Source organism: Alteromonas sp. ABE4_545 (assembly GCF_056161325.1).
On sequence record NZ_JBSWYY010000023.1, the window covers coordinates 1 to 22,191 of the forward strand.

Here is a 22,191-nt window from a genome sequence, read left to right on the forward strand (position 1 = left end):
AGACGAGCACACAATACGGAACTACGTTGAGCATCAAGGTCGGAAGGATTCAGATCAGCTCCGAATGGAGCTGTAACCGATAGAACCCCGGGCATGCCCGGGGGAATCTATCCAAATGGCGCGATGCTTGAGTATTTACACTGCGCTGGTGGACATTTATTTACATTGCGGACGACTGCCCGAGGCATTATAGGCGGTTAGCGCGTCTTGCATGTGTGCTTGTAGGTTTTCAATTCGCGAGTCTGGTGAAGGGTGAGTCGACAATAACTCTAGCGGGCGCTCACCACTGCTAGCTGCAGACATATTTTGCCATAACGTTACTGACTGCTCAGGGTTAAAGCCGCCTTTAGCCATTAAATCAAGGCCAATTAAATCTGCCTCTGATTCATGAGTACGACTGAAAGGCAATTGAACACCAACTTGGAACCCCATGCCAATACCCGCCATGATGGCACCACTTTGAGCCACTTCATTCGCCTCTAATACTTGAGATACTGCCGACGACGTCATGTTAATTGCGGCAGATTGAGACATACGCTCGTTACCATGCTGAGCAATAACATGGCCAATTTCGTGGCCGATAACTGCAGCTAGTTGATCTTGATTAACGGCCACATTTAGTAAGCCGGTATATACACCAATTTTGCCGCCCGGCAGTGCGAAGGCATTTACTTGTTCGTCTTCAAATACCACCACTTCCCATTCACCGTCGTAGATAGATTGAGGTACGAGAGGCGTTAGTTGGTCTGCCACACATTGCACATAGCTGTTTTGCACAGGTTTACTCGAAATTTTCAGTTCTTCTTTCATCGATGTGAAAGCCTGATCACCCATTTCGTTTAACTGTGCGGGTGTGTATAACAAAAATTGGCTTCGACCCGTAGGTGAGGTTGCGCAGCTTGTCACACCCAACGCGACTAGCAGTGCCAACGCGGCATTTTTCAACTTCATCAATCAATCCTCTGATGGTGGTGAATTCAAGGCGGTTAACAGCCTTCCATGTACTTCGTAAGCAAATCGAAAGCAATTCGATCACATATCGACATGCTAACATTATATTGAATAAGTAAATAATGAAGGTAATCCCCGTTGTCGCCAAGGGAAATCTTCACGGTGTAATAGATTTGTCACTTCAGTGACATTAATTTGTCATTCCTCCCGCCTAGCCTTACATGGTTTAACCCACTGATTACGAACTATAAGTGCTTCAGAAGAAAGCGCTTGCACTACACTCACGGAGTAGGAAAAACCATGATAATTAAAAACAAATTCAAATTGAGTATGCTTGCTACCTTATTGGCAACGGTGTTAACTGGTTGCAGTTTAGAAGGTGACGACGGAGAGCAAGGCGCAACGGGAGCACAAGGTGAAGCGGGACAAGATGGTCAAGACGGTGCGGATGGCAGTGATGGGGCTGACGCAACTCTAGGAGTGGCGTTGAGCGTGATTGGTCGAGCCGGTTTGGACGGTGTTGGCTCGGCTGAAATTGTGCAGTATCACGCCGCTACACATACTATTTATGCCACCAGTAGCTCCGACAATAGCGTGTCTATCATTGACGCGTCTGCGTTAACAACGACAGAGTTAACCTCGCCGACTACAGAAACCAATCTCGCAGTTAACAGTTTTGCGCTACCTGAGAGTGTGAATGACATTGCCTTGGATAGCCTTACCAGTATTGCAGTTTCAGGTGACATGTTAGCGGTTGCGATCCCCGCTGATGCGAAAGCTGATAACGGCTTTGTGTTGTTCTACAACGGTTTGGATAATGCCGCGCCTGTATTTATCAAAGCGGTAGAAGTGGGCAATTTGCCAGACATGGTCACATTCACGCCTGATGGTACTAAGGTGCTTGTGGCAAACGAAGGTGAACCAAGCAGCGACTACACTGTTGACCCAGAAGGTTCAGTATCGGTTATCGCCGTGACAGATGGTACGCCAGCGGATACCGCCACTATGATCAACTTCCAGTCATTTAATGGCGCGCAAGCCGATCTCGAAGCAATGGGCATGCAGTTCCCAAACCCGTCGGGCCGTACGATTAACGGTGTGACTATCGCCACAACGGTGGCGCAAGATCTTGAGCCTGAATACATTACTGCTACCAATGACGTTGCGTATGTTTCGCTGCAAGAAAACAACGGCCTCGCCGTGATCGATTTGACAGATAACTCGGTTGAAATTGTCGGTTTGGGCTTTAAAGATTGGTCTGAATTGTACATTGATGCGCAAGAAGATGGCGAAGTCAGCTTTGGTATGTACGAAGGCCTGTATGGCGTGTATATGCCAGACACAATTACGAAATACGAATGGAAAGGCGCGACCTTTATCTTAACGGCGAACGAAGGCGATGCGCGCGAGTATATTTTTGAAACAGAAACCGAAGAAGCGTGCACTGCTGCTGGCGGCGAAGATTACGACGACGGCGATTGCTTTGCCTATACCGACGAAGTAAAAGTGAAAAACCTAGACGCAGAAGCCGGCTCATTGCTGGAAGCGTTGCAAACACAAGGTGATATTGATGACCTTCGCGTCACCAAAGCCTTGGGTGATGCTGACGGTGATGGCGAGTACGACGCGGCTTATACATACGGCGCCCGCTCTTTTACGATTTGGGATCAAAATGGCTTGGTTGTGTTTGATTCGGGTGATGATTTTGAACGCATTACTGCCTCAGTACACGGCGCGGCGTTTAATAACGGCGATGACGAAAACGAAGGGGATTCACGTTCTGAGAACAAAGGCCCAGAGCCAGAAGCATTAACCGTTGGCCAAATTGGTGACCGCACTTATGCATTCATCGGTCTTGAGCGCATGGGCGGTATATTTGTATATGACATCACCAACCCATACGAAGCTTTTTTTGTTGATTATGTGATTAACCGTGACCTAACCGAAGGCTTGGATGTGGACGATAGTATTGGTGACCTCGCGCCAGAAAGTTTGGTGTTTGTTGCTGCTGAAAACAGCCCTACAGGCACTCCTATTCTGTTGGTCGGTAACGAAGTGAGTGGTTCAGTGTCTGTTTGGAACATCACTCAGCTTTAAACCAATTTTTTTAAATTTTGTGTAATGTAACGGCGTACTAATGAAGTACGCCGTTTTTGTTTCATGACATTTTACCCTCAAACAGCTACTATTATCCGCAAAATGCTGCCATTTATGCTCACATTGAGGCATGAAGGTGATGTGCTCGTTTTTTCTTCTGAGTACAACTGATTAGGGCAGTATACGACGAATGAGAAGCCTGGCTCATTCATGATTGTGGTACAAATAAGAGAAATTCTATGTCACAGCAAGTTGTTATAAGCGGTGTGGGCGTATGGACGCCAGAGTACAGCATCAGCAACGAAGAGTTAGTGCAGAGCTACAATGCTTATGCCGACGCATTCAATACAGAAAACGCTGACGAAATTGAAGCCGGAACCGTGACGGCTAAACCGCATTCAAGCGCTGAGTTTATCGAAAAGGCGTCTGGGATCAAAAGCCGTTATATTTACCGCAAAGAGGGCGCACTTGATGTTGAACGCATGCGCCCAATCATTCCCGAACGCGCAGAAGATGAATTGTCTGACCAAGCGGAAATTGCCATAGAAGCGGCCAAAAAAGCCTTAGCAGCAGCCAATAAATCGGCGGCAGATATCGATGCAGTGATCGTATCTTGCGCCTACACCCAACGCTCATATCCGGCTATCGCCATTGAAGTGCAAGAAGCGCTGGGTATCGAAGGCTTTGGGTTTGATATGCTTGTTGCGTGTTCAGCCGCTACGTTTGGTATGCATCGTGCGTGGGAAATGGTTGCGTCGGGCAATGCCAAAGCTGTGTTGGTGATTAACCCAGAATTGGTTTCGCCACAAATTAACTATGCCGACCGCGACAGCCACTTTATTTTTGGCGACGTGGCAACTGCAACGGTTATTGAAGGGGCACAGACGGCTACAGCAAAACATGTCTATGACGTGTTGAGCACCCAAGCGAAAACCCAATTTTCAAATAATATTCGCTCTAACTTCGGCTACATCACCAGAGCGAATGACGTTGACCCTTACGGTGCCGATAAATTATTTCACCAAGCGGGCCGTAAAGTGTTTAAAGAAGTGTGCCCGATGGCCGCAGAACACATTGCGTCTCACCTTGCTCGTCACGACTTGGCGCCGGTTGATGTTAAACGCTGGTATCTACACCAAGCCAACATCAATATGAACACGCTAATTATTAGAAAGCTGCTAGAACGCGATGCGTCGCGAGAAGAAGCGCCAATCGTGCTCGATACCTATGCAAATACAGCGTCAGCTGGGTCGATAATCGCATTTGCTTTACATCATGAAGATTTGCAAGCAGGCGATCTTGGCGTAATCTGTTCTTTTGGGGCAGGTTATTCAATCGGTAGTTTAGTGATTAAAAAGCGCTAGTTGCCGCATCATTAGGTAGCCTGCAACCCCTATTTATTGAGAGGTGGCTACCTTCTTTTTGTACAAGCACCCAAGCTTTTTAGATAAAGAAAAGCCGCTTTACTATTGTTAGCAGAGCAGAGTCAGGATGATTGCAGACATAGGCTACGCACTTACCGCCGTTGCGTACACACTTTTATTGTTGCTACTACTTACAGTCAGAAAAGCCGGTTTAGCCAAGTATCTGCTCATGCTGGCCAGTGTTGTAACTGTAGTCTGGGCGGGTGGATTAGTAACGAAGTTATTCGGGCCGATCAATTTGTATTACCTGCTCACACTGGATGTCGTGAAGCAGGGCATATGGTTACTTTTTCTAGCAAGTTGCTTGCGCAGCGACTTTACCAGCCTAGCGCAAATTCTTAAAAACAGCTCCACATTAGCTATTATGACTCCCCCCGTCGTTGCCTTGGGAGTCGTGTCATTAACCTCGGTAAGTATTAACTGGATCTACCTCGCTCACATTATCCTTGCCCTTGAAATATTGACCTTATTAGAGCTTTTGTATCGTCAAGCAGGCGACAACAAATGGGCATACAAACCGCTGGTGCTGTATTTGGGTGCAACCAGTCTGTTCGACTTTGTGATGTATGCGAATGCGTCACTCGTGACCTATATCGATTTGGGGTATATCGCTGCCCGTGGGTATCTTTACGTGATGTTGCTGCCGTTGCTGGTGTTGTCTATCAGGCGCATTCAGCAGTGGGGGATCACGATATTTATCTCCCGCGAAATTGTATTGCATAGCTCACTGTTATTGGTTGCCAGTGCGTATTTGTTTTTAATGGCGATAGTCGGTTATGCCATTAATTATATTGGCGGAAGTTGGGGCAGCACCGTTCAAATTGTCTTGATGGGTTTGTCTGTGGTGTTACTCGGCACCTTGTTTATGTCGAATCAGGTACGCACTCGTATTAAGGTATTTATAACCAAGCATTTTTTTGCTAATCAATACGATTACCGCGAAGAGTGGATCCACCTTACTCAGGCTCTGTCTCAACCTACCGAAAGTCTCGAAGATGTGTATACCGTTGCATTAGAGAGCATGCTTGATACGATTGATTACGACAGCGGGAGCTTGGTTAAGTTACAAAATGAAGACTTTGTCATAGTTGCCCAAAGCCGGTATGGCACGCTCAATGACGCTGATCTTAATTTATTGCAAAAAATTAGACGCCATCAAGATAAGAGTTGGTTGATTGATATCGCCAGCTTTCGCAATAAGCCTTATGCCTATGACGACTTACCGCTGTCGCGCAGTGAGACAGATGAATGTCAGTTTCAAATATTGATCCCGTTTTATCACGAAGAAAAACTCTGGGGATGTGCCTTACTGCAAACTATTGATCGGCAAAAAATTGTGGTTAACTGGGAAGTAAGAGATTACCTCAATGCAGTGGCTGAACAGGTGAGCAACTATGTTAACTTGCATGAAGCAGCTAAAGTTTTAGCGGAAAATGCACAGTTTGCGGCATTTAGTCGTATGTCGGCGTTTGTTTTACACGACTTGAAAAATGTCATGGCCCAAATCGATCTCATTCTGTGTAACGCTGAGCAACATAAAGATAATCCTGAGTTTATTGACGATACGTTTGAAACGCTCCATCACACTAAAAGTAGGATGGATCGCATGTTAAAGCAGTTAAATGAGAAGAAAGTAGCAGAGACAGGCAGCTTGTCTTCCCATAAACTATCAGAGTTAATCGAACAGGTGATCAGTCAGCGCTGTCACCAATTAACCCCCACACCGCAAATGACGGTAATAGAAGAGCATAGGGTGATGCTCGATCACGAAAAGTTTAACAATGTGATGTATCACTTGTTGAGCAATGCCCAACAGGCGACCGATGACAACGGCGTGATTACCGTTACCTTACTGGTGAGTGAAGGACAACAGCGTGTCATCATAGAAGACTCCGGTATAGGCATGGAAAGAGCGTTTATAGAGCAACGCTTATTCAAACCTTTCGATACGACGAAAGGGAACGCGGGAATGGGAATAGGCGCCTATGATGCCAAGACCTACATGGAATCCATAGGCGGAAAATTAGAAGTACAAAGTGTAGTGGGAGAAGGCAGTATGTTTACGCTGACTTTTCCTACTGGGCTAATACAAGCATCAAGCAAATAGGAAGCAGGCATGACGGATACCATCTTGGTTGTCGATGATGATCTCGGCATTCAAAAACAATTAAAATGGAGTTTTAGTGGCTTTAACGTTGTATTTGCTGAGGACAGAAGTTCTGCTATTGCGCAATTACGACGTTTTGAGCCCAAAGTCATCACTCTGGATTTGGGATTACCGCCAGATCCAGCGAATGCTTCTGAAGGGTTAAAAGCCCTTGAAGAGATTTTGGCTTTAGCACCCAGAACCAAAGTGATCGTAGTGACGGGTAATAATGATAAAGAAAATGCCTTGCGAGCGGTTGATCTAGGCGCTTATGATTTTTATCAAAAACCCATCGACTCTGACACCATTCAATTACTAGTGAATCGCGCGCTAAATTTGGCCAACTTGGAAGAAGAAAACCGCGTGCTAGCGCGTGCCAAGCCAGCTATGGGCCGAATTATTGGTAACAGTGACGCCATTCAAGCTGTGATGCGCAAAGCGGAAAAAATTGCGCAAACAGATATCAGTGTGTTGCTACTCGGTGAAAGTGGTACAGGTAAAGAAGTCTTTGCCCGCAGCATTCACGAACACAGCCCACGAAAAGACAAACCGTTTGTGGCGATCAACTGTGCGTCGATCCCTGAAAACCTATTAGAAAGTGAACTTTTTGGCTATGAAAAAGGGGCGTTTACGGGGGCTAATAAAACCACTGTTGGTAAAATTGAAACCGCTCAAGGTGGAACGCTTTTCTTAGATGAAATTGGCGATATGCCCATAGGTTTGCAAGCGAAAATGCTGCGCTTTTTACAAGAGCGTGTTATTGAACGAGTGGGGGGGCGCAACGAAATTCCTGTAGATATTCGCGTGATCTGCGCTACACACAGGAATATCCCGCAAATGGTCGAACAAGAAACCTTCCGTGAGGATTTGTTCTACCGCGTGGGAGAAATACCCATTAATATTCCTCCGCTACGGGAACGTGATCAGGATATTATTTTGCTTGCTCGCACCTTCTTAAATCAATACCGCGAAGAGTTTAATGCCAAGGCTAAGAGCTTTAGCGACGACGCCATTCAAGCCATGTTAGCTCACAAGTGGCCGGGTAATATTCGCGAGATGCAAAACAAGCTGAAGTCGGCAGTGATTATGGCGGAAGGAGCGGTAGTGCAAGCGGATGATCTGGGTTTGTTTGCGTCATCGTCGAGTAAAGAGCCTGAGATATTGAATTTGCGAGAAGTACGAGAAGCGGCTGAGAGTCGGGCAATTCGTCGTGCGTATCAAGCGGCGGATAAAAATATGTCGAAGACAGCAGAAGCCCTTGGAGTGACACGGCCAACCTTGTATTCATTGATAGATAAATACAACCTCGAAGATCTCAAAAGCAGCAACTAGCTGTATTCTCGCATCACAAAAAACGCAGAGTGCTAGGGCCTCTGCGTTTTTTTATGGGGTGAATCGGTTATGTATTGGCATCAAATTGGGTAGTGATCCAGTGCCTGATCAAGGCTGATCGTGATGTCTCAGACGTTTCACTCAAGTGAGACAGTTTTGCGATGCATTCCGTAGAAAGCGTAAATGTCGCTCTTCTCATCGGGCCTGATTCTGCCGGTTTATGTTCGTTTGTCTCATTGTGAGTTATTGGGTGAACCGTCGGGTTTGCTTCAGGCGCATTCGCGCCCATTGCATAACGCAAGGCGTCATCAATAAACTCATCAGAAGAAACCGCTCGTACCGCTTTATTAGTTGACCGCGTGGAGCGGCATAGACTGACCAAACTCATAGGCGTCCTCTTTTTTACGGGCGAGTAATTCTTCAATAATACTGCGAATTTCCACAGCTGCTTTCCCTTGAGGCTCACTTTCCATCACCGAACGTCCCGATTCTTCAGAATCATCATACATATTACGACTGTAAGTAACCGAATTGAGCACCGGAATTTCAAAAGAGCGGCACACTTCTTTCGCCTCTATGATACGGCTGGCTAAGCTTGGCAAAGACGGGCATTGTGTGATCACAAATGCGGCGTTCATCTTGGGGTTGACCATTTTACAAGTTGATAAAATGTCTTCCATATGTGGCACGGTTTTGAGATCTCGGCGCTTCGGTCGTAGAGGGATCAGAATGTGGTCTGCCACTGCCATAGAAGAACGTAACGCGAGGTTGTCCTGACCACCGCAATCAATAATCACGTAGTCGTAACGATCCCGAAAACTCATTAGTTCATTGCGGATTTTCCCGTAAAGCTGAATGCAATTAATGTTTGGCAAACTTTCGTCATTACTGCGCTCTTGTACCCAATCAGACGTGGTGCGCTGTGGATCGCAGTCTACCATTAATACATTGGCTTGCTTTTCGGTTCGCAAATATACGGCGATGTTTTGGGCGATGCAGCTTTTTCCACTGCCGCCTTTTTCGCCGCCCACTAAAATAATCATGACTTGGTCCTCTTGTTCAATAGTGATTGAAAAAGTGAACGCGCAGAAACGGGGTTTCTAGAACTCGTTCGGTAACTCCGCTATCAAGCCTCAGTGTATGCAGGCGTAGACCGGTAGCTTTGCGTCACGGGCTTTCGCGCCGCTTTGCCTTTTTCGTCGTGACTTATTGCTAGCCTTGCTGCAATGCGTCAATGTAATGGTATGTAAGCTTGGAAGTGTTCGCTAGAGGGATACGGCATGGTATTTAGAAAAAGGGTATAGCGCATTATACCCAAAGGCATTCCGAGCTAATAATTGCAAAGCAATGGGAACCCCTCTACTATGCGCCTGACGGTTTTATTCATTGGGGAGTTCATCTTGTTCAGGACGATCGTAAGCGGTTTTTTAGCATTAGTGACTTTTTCTGTGGCGGCGCAACCTTCAGAGTTTGTACAGCCAACGCTGGAAAAATTTACCAACTTGTACAAGCAAGAGTTAGGACAAACAGAGCGTTGTCGACAACCCTATAAAAACAGTTACGCTGTGTGTTCCCCAGCACTTCGCAACGAAGGCAATGCGCCGTTTATCCTTCATCATTACAGAAAAACCGACAACGTTATTGTGTTGTTTCACGGTTTGAGTGATTCGCCATTTTTTCTACGCTCTATCGCTTTGGAATTATATAACCAAGGCTATACGGTAGTGGTGCCTTTGCTTCCCGGACACGGATTAAAAGACGCTGAAGATGACATGAAAGACAGCCAATTGGCCGAGCGCTGGCAAGCGCACGTCGATGACGTGATGGCGTTGGCACCGAAGTTGGGTGAAAAAGTCTTTATCGGTGGTTTTTCTACCGGCGGTGCGCTAGCGGTACAACAGTATTTAGATGCACCGGACAACATTGGCGGCATAGTATTATTCTCTGGCGCGTTGGCATTGTCTGACAACGCAGAGGGGATGTCGCGTATCTGGGGGATTAAGTGGGTCGCAAAACTGATTGATGGCGACTATATTACCGATGGCCCGAACCCATACAAATACCCTGATGTGGCAGGCTTCGCTGGATTAGAATTAATGGATATCATTGAGGATATTCGCGATAAATTTGAGCAGGGAAAGCGTATTGAGGTGCCCTTATTTGCCGCTCATTCAGAAGCGGATGTGACTACGCCAATTGAGGGTATTGATGATCTGCTCAATCACACCGATTCAGACAATACTTTTTTCAGAATAGATGAGAGCTATGCACTTTGCCATGCTGACCTTGTGGTGAGTTGGTCGATGATCCGCGAGATGAATTTTGACAAAAGCCGGGTCGCGAATACCGAAGAGCAGTGCGCTGTACCTAAAGCCAACCCACAATTTGTTACCATGATGTCGGCGTTGACAGGGTTTTTGGGATTTTACGCAAAACAACCTGAGCCACAAAAGCCGTTGACTTTCACTGAGTGACGATGAATACTGCAACTATGACATTACGTACTGAATCACGAACAGGCTTTAAGCCTGCCGTTGCACTCAACATTATCCTCCTCGCTATTATTAATAATTGGCGGGTTTGATAGTACGTAAATAACTATTACCGAAACCCGCCGCAAAGGCGGGTTTTTTGTTTGTCAGTCTTTGCGGTAACACTAAAAAACAGAGACGACAGCCATGAAAGAATCCATCACCGAATTACTTGCTCGTTTGCATCACGCCGTGAACAGCGGTGACCTTCAAACTATTTCTGATTGCTACAGTGATAACGCCAAGGTTGTGGCTACGCCACTAGGCCAGCAGCAACATGATTGCGTGAGTGCATTACAAGCATTTCAGAACAAATACATGCCATCACATTTAGTCACAACCGGTGATGAGATAGTCATTGAAGCAGGGGATATCGCGCTGGTGATCAGTAAGTTGTATTTGATCCCCAAAGCCGCGCCTAATGCCACACCTTGTGAAGGCAAGCGAGCCTTGTATGTGATGCAACGCCAAAGTGATGGTCAATGGCGCTGCATTATCGACAATTTCTTTGGTACAGACTTACTCGATTTTGCCTGATGACGTTAACGGTAAAGATATCTGGTATTGCCGTGCTGAAAAATAATAGGCCAACGGGAGGAGAATGAGCGAGAGCAGCAATGCACTGGCCATGCCTCCTACCATGGGGGCTGCGATTCGGCTCATCACTTCAGCACCATCACTGTGGCTAAACAACACCGGCATGAGGCCAATCATTACAGTAGACACTGTCATCACAATAGGACGAACCCGCTGGCTCGCTCCCTCAATAATGGCTGATTTAAGCGCTTGGTTATAAGCGCGTTGATCGCGGCTAGGTTCATCCTGTTCTGCTAGCCATTGTTGTTTTAGTTCGGCTACTGCACTGTTGAGATAAACCAACATAATAACGCCGATTTCTACCGCTACACCGGCCAATGCTATAAAGCCTACCATCACGGCCACACTTAACTTGTAGTCTAAGCTGTAGAGTAACCATAAACCTCCTACCATGGCTAAGGGGAGGGTGATCAGTATAAGCGCTACATCACTGGCACGCCTGAAGCTCAAATACAAAAGCGCGATGATAACGGCTAGGGTTATCGGGAGCACATAGCTGAGTTTCTCTTCGGCTCTTGCCATGGATTCAAACTGGCCTGCCCATGTGAGTTGATAACCGGTTGGGATCGTGACGTGCTGGTCAATGGCTCGCTGGGCCATTCGTACGTAGTCAGTGATATCCACATCGTCTACATCAATAAATACGTAGCCGGTTACGCGAGCATTTTCGCTTTTAATGGCCGGTGGGCCTTGTTCAATTGAAATGTTGGCGACATCGGCAAGGGCAATCCGTTGGCCCAAAGGCGTAACAATAGGTAATAGCCCCATACTCTCAGGGCTGTTGCGGTACGACTGGGGATAGCGCATATTCACTGGGTAACGCTCTCGTCCTTCCACTGTCGTGGTCAGTACTTTTCCGCCAATGGCGGTAGCAATCACTTGCTGAATATCAGCGATAGTCATACCAAACCGAGCAGCCTTGTCTCGATTAATATCAATATTAATGTAGCGCGCCCCCGCAACCCTCTCTGCGTAGACCGACTGGGTAGCGTTAAGCTCACTGAGTACAGATTCGATTTGCTGACCAATATTTTGAATGGTTGAGAAGTCTTCGCCACTGACTTTTATACCCAGTGGGGTTTTGATGCCGGTAGTCAGCATATCTAGACGAGTGCGAATGGGCATTACCCAAGCGTTAGTGACACCGGGAAAGCGAATAGTTTGATCCAACTCTGCCTGCAATTTTGCTGATGTCATACCTTCGCGCCACTGCGACTTGGGCTTTAATTGAATAAAGGTTTCTATCATGGTGAGTGGGGCGGGATCAGTAGCCGTGTCGGCACGACCGACTTTACCAAAAACAGTACTGACTTCAGGAATAGTGCGGATTAACTGGTCGGTTTTTTGTAGTACCCGTCTCGCTTCATCAATCGAAATGCCCGCATAGGTGGTAGGCATATACATTAAATCGCCTTCGTCTAGCTCAGGCATAAACTCCGATTGCAATTGTGTAATAGGGTAAAAGCCTATGACGGTCAGTATCAGCAATATCGACAGCGTGGTTTTTGGGGCGTTTAGCACGGCTTTTAATACTGGGCGATATCCCGCTTGCAATCCATAATTAAGCGGGTTGTTTTCACTAGGGCGAATCTTCCCACGTACAAAGTAACCCAACAAGACAGGGATTAACGTGATCGCAAGCCCCGCCGACGCTGCCATGGCATAGGTTTTGGTGTAAGCCAGTGGCGAAAACATCTTACCTTCTTGGGCTTCAAGCATAAACACGGGTAAAAAACTCACCGTGATGATCAGCAACGAGAAAAATAACGCAGGCCCCACTTCCGTCGCAGCCGTTGCCACTCGTTGCCAGTGCTGCTCAGAGGATTCACTATCCTTCGCATTTGCCATGTGTTTATGGAGATTTTCGATCATTACGATGGCGCCATCGGTCATAGCTCCAATGGCGATAGCAATACCACCTAAAGACATAATGTTGGCGTTGATCCCTTGCCAATGCATCAGGATAAATGCACTCAATATACCCAGTGGCAGGGTAACCAAAGCCACTAACGCCGAGCGTAAATGGAGTAAAAATAAGGCGCACACTAGCGCGACGATAATTAACTCTTCGAGCAGTTTTTGCCACAAGGTATCCACTGCCCGATCGATGAGGGCAGAGCGATCATACACAGTGGTGATGGTTACGCCGTCAGGTAAACTCGCTTTGAGGTTATCAAGCGCTGATTTTACGCCGTCAATGGTCTGTTGAGCATTGGCACCGTATCGCATCACGATAATACCCCCCACAGTTTCGCCTTCTCCATTTAACTCAGCAATACCACGACGAGATTGAGGGCCTAACTGTACACTAGCTACATCTGACAAGGTGATTGGCACACCGTTGAGTGTTGCGCCAAGGGGAATCGAGCGCAACGCATCAAGCTGCTTGATGTAGCCGGTTACCGTTACCATGTATTCCGCTTCGGCCATTTCGACTACCGACGCACCAATTTCCTGATTGCTTCTTGCTACTGCTTGTTCAATCAGGCTTAACGGCAGGTTAAGAGCAGCGAGCTTGTTGGGGTCTACCACTATTTGGTATTGCTTTACCATGCCGCCAACAGTGGCGACTTCAGCCACGCCGGGTACGGTTTGCAATGCGAATTTGAGCTGCCAGTCTTGTAATGCACGTAGATCACTGAGATTTAGCTTGCCACTGGTATCACTGAGGGCGTAGGCGTATACCCAACCCACGCCAGTTGCATCAGGCCCGAGTTCAGGCTGCGCATTCGTCGGTAACTGGGCGCTCACACGAGACAGTGATTCGAGTACGCGGCTTCTCGCCCAGTACATGTCTACACCATCCTCAAAAAGTACGTAAACATAAGAGTCGCCAAAAAAAGAAAACCCTCTTACCGTTTTCGCGCCAGGAACGGCCAGCATGGCGGTGGTAAGTGGATAGGTAACTTGGTCTTCCACCACCGACGGTGCTTGGCCAGGATAGGCCGTTTTAACGATTACCTGAACGTCAGATAGGTCGGGAATGGCATCAACGGGTGTGTGCTTGACTGCCCAAAAGCCACTGCCTGTAAGTATCAGCGCCGCGATCAACACGAGTACCCGGTGTTGGAGTGAATATCGAATAATCGCCTCAATCATGTTGATGAGCTCCGTGAATTTCCATCGACATCGGCATGATGTGCGTGACGATGAATTCGCCGTTGTCGATCACAAAGGTAAAGTGTACCTCTTGGCCTTCGCTTATCTTCGCGAGTGACACGCCATGCGCTACGCTGAAATCCATGGTGGCCGGGCCGCGATCCCATTTTTCAATAGCGCCTCGTGAGATGTTGATCACATGATTGTCTGCATCAATACTGTTCACCACACCCATCACGGTGGCGGTGGGCAAACTTGGTTCTGGTGTGCGTGTATGCTCAGCCATATCGTGATGGCCGTCAGGCATCCCAGCGCTGACTTTATTGAGCGCGGTTGTCACATCACTTTCAGAGTCGATAAGAAATTGAGCTTGAGTGACCACCCGGTCTCCGTCGTTCAAACCTTTGGTTACTTCAATGAAATCATGGGTGATCAAGCCAGTTGTAACGGCAACCGATTGAAATTGTTTATCGTCAGTTTGTATGACAACCCGAGATTGTTCGTGAGTGCGTATTACGGCGTTGGCTGGCACACTCAGTACAGGTTTGTCACTGTGAGGGTTCAAAGTAAGGTTGGCCAACATATTGGGTTTAAGCAACCCATTGGGGTTATGCATGCGAAAGCGCACTTTTAGTGAACGCGTATTACCGTCGATAATGGGGTAGATGTAATCCACTTCAGCTTGCCAGTTTTTGCTTGGCAGAGCGTCAAAAGTGACCTTGGCTGTTTGTCCAACACTGATTTGATCGGCCTGGCGTTCGAATACATCGGCCAATATCCATACCTCGTCGAGGTTGGCAATGGCCATCATAGTGGTGCCAGGTTCAACGAAGAACCCCGGACGGATATTTAGGTTGGCGACAATGCCCGATTGAGGCGCGGGAAAAGCAATGTGTTGGCTTACTTTTTTACCTTGCTTTAAGCCCTCGATATAAGACGAAGGTATATTAAGCGCGTTGAGTTTAGCTTCTGCTGCGGCGATCAAACTCGGATTCTTTCTCGACAGGGCTAATACGAGCTCTTCTTGCGCATTCACTAATTCAGGCGAATACAAGGTATACAGCGTCTGATTTTGAGTGACACTTTGCCCCTCGGTTGTTACCGAAAGATCCTCAATCCATCCTTTAACCCTAGGGTGAACGTGGATCAATTTGTCTTCGTTGAAAGCGACAAATCCAACCGCCTCAATTCTTGGCGAAATATTACGATACGCCGCAACCGCCGTTGTAATATTTAACTGCTGTTGCACGCCTTTGGGAATATCAACGCCAGTGGCGTTTGTTTTTGCGTCATCAGCGTATACGGGGATCAGGTCCATTCCCATAGGAGACTTACCCGGTGCCTCGCGGCGGTAACTGCTATCCATAGGGGCAACCCAATACAAGATCTCACGTGCTGGTTGGTGTTCATTTTGAGTCGGTGGGTGCTGAATTCCCAAGCGTCCAATGGCTACACCCAGCGCCAATGTAATGATAACAATAATCAAATATTTCATATTAATACGACTCCTCGTTGCCCATGCCATTGTCTTGAGGGGCTGGTAAGTAATAGTGCAGCTGAGCTTGTAGTTGAGCGAGCTGTTGCAGCAGTTTCACTCGGTTTAGCTGGGCTTCTAACAAGTTAATTCGACTCTCCAGTACGTCTGAAAAGCTACTGGTATCATTGGTGTAGGCATTGAGCGCGGCATCGGCTTGTTGTTCTCGAATGGGAATAATCGCGGTTTCGATGCGGGCAAGTCTTTGCATCATGCCTTGCCATTGGCTTTGAAGCCGTTGGTATTCGGCTAACATTTGCTTTAACAACAAACGACGCTGGGTTTCCAGCTCTTCGCCTTTCGCTTGTGTGGCAAGTAATTTGGGCGAGCGGGTGTCACGACTAAATAGTGGGACGTCGACTGATACGCCCACAGAGAAAAAATCAGGTCGTGATACCGAGTTCGAATCTTGGCGATGGGCGTAGCTGGTTTCAACGCCCCATTGTGGCTCGAATGAGGCTTCAACCAACTGGCTTTCTACATTATTAACGCCCATTGCTTGAACGACCCCTTGTATTTTCGGGTGCGAAGACAGCGTAGCTAATAAGGTTTGATTGTTGGTTTCAGAGGCTTGGTTTAACGCTAAGGTAGCATAAGAGTGAAGCCATTCTGACGCCGTGTTTTCAAGTGTCTGGCGCAAGGGGGTTGCATCGTTAGTAGGGTCAAGATAGCTCAACATCGCGAACAGAGCGTTGTCGGCGTCGATGTGCAATTGCTCCACGCGATCTTGAATGTCTGCAAGCATCACTTGTGCCGACAACACGTCGTATTGAGACGTACTTTTTGAAGTCACGGCATAATCGCTTTCCACCGTGTGAGCAAGTTGGGAAAACAAATCTTGGTTTTTGGCGATCAAGTTTTCACTTTGTTTCGCGCTGGTGGCGGCGATAAAGCGCAAGGTGAAGTCGCGGGTGACCTCTTTTTGCCGTAACCGGCGTAGTATGGGCTGTTTTCCTGCTTCTTGTTGTAGCTTTTGAGCGGTTAACGCAACGGAATCCCCACGGGGAAACTGCTGCGACGCAGACACTTTTATTTGTGTCATGGCTTCTTGGTCGAGTGATAGCGAATCTAGCGGCATATTCGCGATGGAGATACCCACACGAGGGTCGGGCAAGGCATTCACGCCCTCACTTTGCGCTACTAAGGCTTTTTCTTGCCATTGGCTTTGGGAAAGCCAATCATCTTGCTGCTGGGCTTTTTTAAGCCAAAAAGAAAGCGGTTTTACTTGCTCTGCTGCAAACAGAGGGGAGCTAAAAATAGCAACAACAACTGTGGTGATAATGCACACACACTGAAAGCGCGATTGAATTTTTGTCATGACTTTTACCTAAAAACACGATGTAACAACTAGCGATAAGGCCAGTGAGAAATAGCTGAATTTAGGCAGTAATAACGGGTGGTTCGTCGTTTTGAAGTAGGGGAGCGGGGGGAAGCGCCATATGCGAAATGGTAACTTTCGCTCGCGAATAACCAATGGCGAGATGCTGTACAGGGATGAGCGCAATGTGCGTGCATTGTGCTACAGAATTACACTGACATTGCCCTTGGCAGCAGTCGCTATGGTCTATTGTTGTTGCTGCATCATCACAGCAACTATGGTCTGAGAAATGGTGGCTACTCGCACCGTGCTCATGAGGCATTGTTGGCGCTGGTTGCTCACAGTCAGCAGTGGCCGACGACATACCATGATGTTGATTCGACGTATTCACCATGGCGTTATGTGTCATGCTTTGTGTTATTTGACCATGCATTTCCATTAGTTGCACAGACGCATTACTGCCGAAAGGCAATATCGTCAGAGACAACACAATTAAATGGAAAATAAACGTACGCATAAGACCGAAATTAGTGAAAATTACATCAGGTTTAACTGATATCTTACCTTTAGTATACAAAACCAGTATACGCGAAAGCTTCGTCACTGAACAAGCTTTGGTGATAGCGGGTATCTGTTTGTTCAGCGACGGGCTTAAATAACGCCAATACGGCTCATATGGATAATGGCATTAGTGTTTACTTGCGTAATCCTCGACTTTTGCCCACACGCGAAGGAAGTTACCACTGAGGATCTTTTCGATATCTTCTCGGCTGTAATCGCGATCGAGTAATCCTTGTACCAGATTTGGGTAACTAGACACGTCTTTCAGGCCGATAGGCAATGAGTCACCCACACCATCGTAGTCAGAACCTATTCCAACGTGTTCGATACCGATCAGTTCCACTACGTGATCAATATGATCTAACACTTCTTCTAACGTCGAATACGGGTAAGGGTTTTCTTTTTTGTAAGTGTCGTCAAAGTTTTTAACGATGTCACTGTCTTCGCCAAATTCTTTTATTGCGGCATTTTTGGCCTTGGTGAGATTATCGCGCCAGATACGAGAACCTTTCGACACAAACCCTGAGCCAAAGTTAATCATAATGACACCGCCGTTTTTACCCAATGCTTTCACCATGTCGTCATCCATATTGCGTTCAAAACCCGGCGTGAATTTACGCAACGATGAATGAGAGGCAATGACGGGAGTTTTGGATAACTCAATCGACTGATAAAACGCATCGTCAGATACGTGAGAAATATCAATAAGCATCCCGATATTGTTCATTTCAGGAATGAGCGACTGACCAAAGGGGCTAAGGCCATGCCAGCGACGACGTATATCATACGAGGAATCACTGATGTGATTGGCTTTAGAATGTGCAAGCGTGATGTAACGAATACCGCGTTGGTAAAAATGCTTGAGGTTATCCACGCTGCCTTGCAGTGGTGACCCATTTTCCATACCCATTGGCAGAGAAATCACACCTTGCTTAAATTGGGCTTTTACATCCTCAGAGCTATAAGCAATCGCAAATTTGTCGGGGTCGCGTTGTACCATGGCTTCCACTGAATCAATCAGTACATGGGCTAATTGGGTAGATTGGTCTGAATTATCCAAACTCGCAGGTACGTAAATTGACATAAATGGGGCATTTAAGCCGCCCGCTACTGCGCGAGGGTAATCAAAGTCACCGTCTTCTGTTGCTTTTGATACATCTACCCACTTGTTGTGCATGCGGTAAGGTACGTCAATGTGACTATCAATAATAATAGTTTCTTTTGCGATAGCGAGTGCTTGCTTACTGGGTGTAACTTCTGCCATTGCCTGAGCGAATGGCAGAGTAGAAAGCGCAAAAAGCGAGAGCAATCTCTTTGAGTGTGCCATGAGTGTTCCTTATTTTGTTGTTGTAAGATGTCGTTCTAAAAATGCCGCGAGTTCGCGGTAAAAAACCACCCGATTTGCTAATTTACTGACACTGTGACCTTCATCGGGGAAACGCAAATATGTCACAGGAATGCGTTTTTCTCGCAATACCCTCACCATGCGATCAGACTCTGTCACTGGGTCGCGAGGGTCGTTTACACCATGCTCATAAAACATCGGTGAAGCAATATTATGTACGGTATTGATGGGAGAATTATCGGCATAAAATGCTTGCCAGTGTGACTCGCGAATATCACCGTATTCGATGCGATCAGAGGCTTTCAAACCGGGCGAAGCGGTTTGCAAGGCGCGTACCCAGTCAGACACGCCTACAAATGAAGCGCCAGCAGCAAATTTACCTGGGTATAGTCCCATAACCGCATTAACCATATACCCGCCATAAGAGCCGCCCATTACGGCTGCTTTACTTGCGTTAATACGAGGGTCATCTTTCAAATAAGTCAGCGCATCAGTAAGGTCACGTACACTGTTTAAACGGTTGGTTTGGTTGTCTAATCGCATGAACGTTTTGCCGTAACCTGTCGAGCCGCGCACATTGATGTCGAGTACAGCTATACCTTTGCCTACCAGATATTGAGTAAGTGCTTGCCAACTAGGTCTTGCTTGAGCTGTAGGCCCACCGTGCACATCAACAACCAAAGGTGCCTGTGTGACTTCGCCTTGAGGTAAATAAAGCAGGCCATATAACATTACGCCATCTTGTGCTGGGAAACTAATAGGTTCTGGCGTGACTAACTCTTGTTTTTGGATACCAGCCAATGAAGCAGCTCTTAGCTTTCGGGTTGTGCCTGTGTGCGTATCTACGGTGTAAATATCGCCGGGTGTACTTGGACCACTCACATTTACCGTCATTGCGCTTGCATTGGCGGCACAACTGATATTGTAAACTCCCGCTTCTAATGCCACTTTTTGCACTTGTTGTGAAGCCATGTCCATCAGCCACAAGGTATCGAAACCTTGATTGTTCTCTGTCCATGCCATCACCGAGTCGTGGTCGCAAAGGTGCAGGTTCTCTAAGTCGTACCGGCTTTCTCGGAGTAAGGTTACATTATGCGTTTTGGCATCCATTCGCATGAGCGCCATCATTTCGCGGTCGTCATTGCTACTGTAATAAAGCCATTTGCCGTCTTGCGACCATTGAATATTTTTAAATTCGGCGGCTACCTGAGGCTTGAACAGAGGGCGCATTTCTCGTGTATGCGCATTTAATAAATACACATCCGAGGCGTCTTCTCCGCGCACTTCGGTTATCACCATAGTTTGGCTACTAGGTTGCCAAGCGCTGGGGTAATAGCCAAATTGCGCTTCCCACAACATATGCGATTTGCCCGATGCAAAATCATGTACATAGATGTCGAAATCTCGTCCGTTGCGCTCGGTCGATGCGAAAGTGAATTTTTTGCCGTCGGGCGAAAAGCGTCCAAATTGCCTAAACGCTTGGCTATGAGGGAGCACAAGTTGTTCCTGTTCACCATTGCCACTGATTAGATAAAACGCTTCGCGCTCGTTACCGTCGTTGTCGGCACCATAAAGTAGGTGTTCGCCATCTGGATGCCATTGGTAGAAGGTAATGCCATTACCGAAAGTTAATTGCGTTGCTTGCCCGCCTTCGATTGGCTGTACCCATAGCTGTGGAGATCCTGTCACTCGGCTCACAAAGGCGACCTGAGTGCCTTGTTGATTAACTTTAACTTGAGATGCGCCATGAGCCAGTAAAAATCGTGTGATGTCGACAGGCATGTCACCCGCAAGACCTACCGACACTGCTTGAGGTGTGGGTGTGTCTTGTGGATAAGGCCAGGTGTTTGCCTGAGTAATGTGTGACGACGCAAGACCTGAAAAAAGGACAATAGCGGAAAAAGGGCGCAATCCTTTGAACATGGGGAACTCCAAAAACCGTTGATGTAATAGCCAGATTAGGAAACTGCACAAACGAAAACAATACTTCTGTCGTGGAACTGAAACAAATTTACGGTAAACCAGTCTAACCCAGCGCATTTGAATCAAATTTAGCGTGATTTGTACAATTATTGTCCGGTTGTGGTCTGAAGATCATCGAAGTGACGGTAAAATAGGCAAGCTGGGGATGACACTGCAATTCAAATGGGTAATACTGCCCCGCGAGCTACCGAGAGAAATGGACTCATCGGGGCAATGATTAATTAATTTTGCGTGGGAATAAAAAACAGTTCGCCTTCTGCGAACTCAACCACCAGGAACAGTAATTGAGACAGAACTATGGCGATGAACTACGTACCGCTCGATAAAGAAAAGCATAAAGATGTAAAAGTTGCGGTCGACAATGCTTTTGCTTTTGCTAAGAACACGCACCTAGCTGCGGCTTCTATCCGTGAATTTGCACAATTGGCTAGCACTATGCCAATCGTATTCATTCAAGACCCTAAATCACAAAACCACCATGCAGTTGCTATGCTAGGTGTAGAACAAGGTCAGAACTTGTTCCTTCAAGGTGAGCGTTGGCAGGGTCCACACGTACCAATGAACATTCTTCGCTACCCATTCGACGTTCGTCCTGATGGCGAAAAGTTGGGTGTGTACATCGACGAAAACAGCCCGCTAATCAAAGAAGATGGCCTAGCCCTTTTCTCTGAAAATGGTGAAGAAGCGTCTGACTTCCTTAAAAATCGTCAACAGCTATTGTCTGACCTTGCGAACAGCGAAATGATGACACAACGCTTCGTGAAGAAGTTGGTTGAACTTGACCTACTAGAGCCTGTTCAAATCCGCGTACTATACGTTGATGGTTCTCAGCGTAACGTCACTGGTATGTTCAGCATCAACGAGAAGAAGTTGGTTGAACTTGCTGACGACGTAGTACTCGACCTACACAAATCAGGTTTCTTGGGGGCAGCTTATGCCACTATGATGTCTGTTGCACAATTGAATCGTCTTGTAGAGCTAAGCAGCACATTAGAAAACCCAATTCGCACTATGCAATTGAGTGTTGTTAAACCAGAAGACGCACAGCAAGAAGCCCCTGCGCAATAATTGCTTGAGTGACTCAGAAACGAAGCCGGCATTCGCCGGCTTTTTTCTTTTCTACGCAGCCTCCCCACAATTCCCCCAAAAAATCAGCGACTTCACGTGGAGCGCTTATTTTCTGCCGTCTCCAGCCATCATTTTAAATCGGTTTTTTGCTTGACAGTGGGAACACATGATACCTAAACTGTCGAAAGTGGGTAAAAGTGGCGAA

General features: G+C 47.0%; 16 protein-coding genes and 1 riboswitch. Of the genes, 7 read left to right on the plus strand and 9 right to left on the minus strand.

The features are described 5' to 3' along the window. Positions 1–156: 156 nt before the first annotated feature. Entirely contained in the window at positions 157–951 is a 795-nt protein-coding gene (locus tag ACXAH6_RS16325; protein ID WP_474878538.1) for a M48 family metallopeptidase, read from the minus strand. Between the two features lie 300 nt (positions 952–1,251). On the opposite strand from ACXAH6_RS16325, the gene ACXAH6_RS16330 reads away from it, so the two are divergent. From ACXAH6_RS16330 to prsR, 4 genes are all read left to right on the plus strand, one after another. Next, on the plus strand, positions 1,252–3,048 hold the full coding sequence (locus ACXAH6_RS16330; RefSeq protein WP_474878539.1) for a choice-of-anchor I family protein: 1,797 nt from the start codon (positions 1,252–1,254) through the stop codon (positions 3,046–3,048). Positions 3,049–3,287: 239 nt separating this feature from the next. Further along, the gene (locus tag ACXAH6_RS16335) at positions 3,288–4,412 is read left to right on the plus strand and encodes a beta-ketoacyl-ACP synthase III (RefSeq protein ID WP_474878540.1); all 1,125 of its coding nucleotides are present in this window, start codon (positions 3,288–3,290) and stop codon (positions 4,410–4,412) included. Positions 4,413–4,539: 127 nt separating this feature from the next. After that, the gene (prsK, locus tag ACXAH6_RS16340) at positions 4,540–6,579 is read left to right on the plus strand and encodes an XrtA/PEP-CTERM system histidine kinase PrsK (RefSeq protein ID WP_474878541.1); all 2,040 of its coding nucleotides are present in this window, start codon (positions 4,540–4,542) and stop codon (positions 6,577–6,579) included. Between the two features lie 9 nt (positions 6,580–6,588). Continuing rightward, positions 6,589–7,950 (plus strand): PEP-CTERM-box response regulator transcription factor, encoded by a 1,362-nt coding sequence (prsR, locus tag ACXAH6_RS16345; RefSeq protein ID WP_474878543.1) that lies wholly within the window; start codon positions 6,589–6,591, stop codon positions 7,948–7,950. A gap of 67 nt (positions 7,951–8,017) precedes the next feature. Here the strand turns inward: prsR and ACXAH6_RS16350 are convergent, their stop codons facing one another. Beyond that, positions 8,018–8,338, minus strand: coding sequence for a replication protein RepA (locus tag ACXAH6_RS16350; RefSeq protein ID WP_474878544.1), 321 nt, complete (start codon positions 8,336–8,338; stop codon positions 8,018–8,020). Continuing rightward, on the minus strand, positions 8,298–8,993 hold the full coding sequence (locus ACXAH6_RS16355) for an AAA family ATPase (protein WP_474878546.1): 696 nt from the start codon (positions 8,991–8,993) through the stop codon (positions 8,298–8,300). Before ACXAH6_RS16355 ends, ACXAH6_RS16350 begins: the two co-directional genes overlap by 41 nt. 67 nt (positions 8,994–9,060) lie before the next feature. Then, positions 9,061–9,152: riboswitch (cyclic di-GMP riboswitch) on the minus strand. Positions 9,153–9,350: 198 nt separating this feature from the next. Here ACXAH6_RS16355 and ACXAH6_RS16360 point away from each other — a divergent pair. After that, on the plus strand, positions 9,351–10,424 hold the full coding sequence (locus ACXAH6_RS16360; protein ID WP_474878547.1) for an alpha/beta hydrolase: 1,074 nt from the start codon (positions 9,351–9,353) through the stop codon (positions 10,422–10,424). 204 nt (positions 10,425–10,628) lie between these two features. Beyond that, positions 10,629–11,018 (plus strand): YybH family protein, encoded by a 390-nt coding sequence (locus ACXAH6_RS16365; protein ID WP_474878549.1) that lies wholly within the window; start codon positions 10,629–10,631, stop codon positions 11,016–11,018. Here the strand turns inward: ACXAH6_RS16365 and ACXAH6_RS16370 are convergent. From ACXAH6_RS16370 to ACXAH6_RS16395, 6 genes are all read right to left on the minus strand, one after another. Then, complete coding sequence (locus ACXAH6_RS16370) at positions 11,001–14,177, minus strand: efflux RND transporter permease subunit (RefSeq protein WP_474878551.1); 3,177 nt, start codon at positions 14,175–14,177, stop codon at positions 11,001–11,003. The genes ACXAH6_RS16365 and ACXAH6_RS16370 overlap by 18 nt on opposite strands. After that, positions 14,170–15,672, minus strand: coding sequence for an efflux RND transporter periplasmic adaptor subunit (locus ACXAH6_RS16375; protein WP_474878553.1), 1,503 nt, complete (start codon positions 15,670–15,672; stop codon positions 14,170–14,172). Before ACXAH6_RS16375 ends, ACXAH6_RS16370 begins: the two co-directional genes overlap by 8 nt. Position 15,673: 1 nt before the next feature. Then, complete coding sequence (locus ACXAH6_RS16380) at positions 15,674–17,029, minus strand: TolC family protein (RefSeq protein ID WP_474878554.1); 1,356 nt, start codon at positions 17,027–17,029, stop codon at positions 15,674–15,676. A 61-nt stretch (positions 17,030–17,090) separates the two neighbouring features. Continuing rightward, positions 17,091–17,546, minus strand: a complete 456-nt coding sequence (locus ACXAH6_RS16385) for a hypothetical protein (protein WP_474878556.1) — start codon at positions 17,544–17,546, stop codon at positions 17,091–17,093. A gap of 171 nt (positions 17,547–17,717) precedes the next feature. Further along, on the minus strand, positions 17,718–18,917 hold the full coding sequence (locus ACXAH6_RS16390) for a dipeptidase (protein WP_474878557.1): 1,200 nt from the start codon (positions 18,915–18,917) through the stop codon (positions 17,718–17,720). Between the two features lie 9 nt (positions 18,918–18,926). Next, on the minus strand, positions 18,927–20,858 hold the full coding sequence (locus tag ACXAH6_RS16395; RefSeq protein ID WP_474878559.1) for a S9 family peptidase: 1,932 nt from the start codon (positions 20,856–20,858) through the stop codon (positions 18,927–18,929). Between the two features lie 357 nt (positions 20,859–21,215). On the opposite strand from ACXAH6_RS16395, the gene ACXAH6_RS16400 reads away from it, so the two are divergent. Next, positions 21,216–21,986, plus strand: coding sequence for a SapC family protein (locus tag ACXAH6_RS16400; RefSeq protein ID WP_474878560.1), 771 nt, complete (start codon positions 21,216–21,218; stop codon positions 21,984–21,986). Positions 21,987–22,191: the final 205 nt, after the last annotated feature.

Bases quoted from the DNA above. Each gene is read 5' to 3' on its own strand.
- ACXAH6_RS16395 (WP_474878559.1), bottom strand. From the start codon at position 20,858: ATGTTCAAAGGATTGCGCCCTTTTTCCGCTATTGTCCTTTTTTCAGGT.
- ACXAH6_RS16355 (WP_474878546.1), bottom strand. From the start codon at position 8,993: ATGATTATTTTAGTGGGCGGCGAAAAAGGCGGCAGTGGAAAAAGCTGC.
- ACXAH6_RS16385 (WP_474878556.1), bottom strand. From the start codon at position 17,546: ATGCGTACGTTTATTTTCCATTTAATTGTGTTGTCTCTGACGATATTG.
- ACXAH6_RS16370 (WP_474878551.1), bottom strand. From the start codon at position 14,177: ATGATTGAGGCGATTATTCGATATTCACTCCAACACCGGGTACTCGTG.
- ACXAH6_RS16380 (WP_474878554.1), bottom strand. From the start codon at position 17,029: ATGACAAAAATTCAATCGCGCTTTCAGTGTGTGTGCATTATCACCACA.
- ACXAH6_RS16335 (WP_474878540.1), top strand. From the start codon at position 3,288: ATGTCACAGCAAGTTGTTATAAGCGGTGTGGGCGTATGGACGCCAGAG.
- ACXAH6_RS16330 (WP_474878539.1), top strand. From the start codon at position 1,252: ATGATAATTAAAAACAAATTCAAATTGAGTATGCTTGCTACCTTATTG.
- ACXAH6_RS16400 (WP_474878560.1), top strand. From the start codon at position 21,216: ATGGCGATGAACTACGTACCGCTCGATAAAGAAAAGCATAAAGATGTA.
- ACXAH6_RS16325 (WP_474878538.1), bottom strand. From the start codon at position 951: ATGAAGTTGAAAAATGCCGCGTTGGCACTGCTAGTCGCGTTGGGTGTG.
- ACXAH6_RS16390 (WP_474878557.1), bottom strand. From the start codon at position 18,917: ATGGCACACTCAAAGAGATTGCTCTCGCTTTTTGCGCTTTCTACTCTG.
- ACXAH6_RS16350 (WP_474878544.1), bottom strand. From the start codon at position 8,338: ATGAGTTTGGTCAGTCTATGCCGCTCCACGCGGTCAACTAATAAAGCG.
- prsR (WP_474878543.1), top strand. From the start codon at position 6,589: ATGACGGATACCATCTTGGTTGTCGATGATGATCTCGGCATTCAAAAA.
- ACXAH6_RS16375 (WP_474878553.1), bottom strand. From the start codon at position 15,672: ATGAAATATTTGATTATTGTTATCATTACATTGGCGCTGGGTGTAGCC.
- ACXAH6_RS16365 (WP_474878549.1), top strand. From the start codon at position 10,629: ATGAAAGAATCCATCACCGAATTACTTGCTCGTTTGCATCACGCCGTG.
- prsK (WP_474878541.1), top strand. From the start codon at position 4,540: ATGATTGCAGACATAGGCTACGCACTTACCGCCGTTGCGTACACACTT.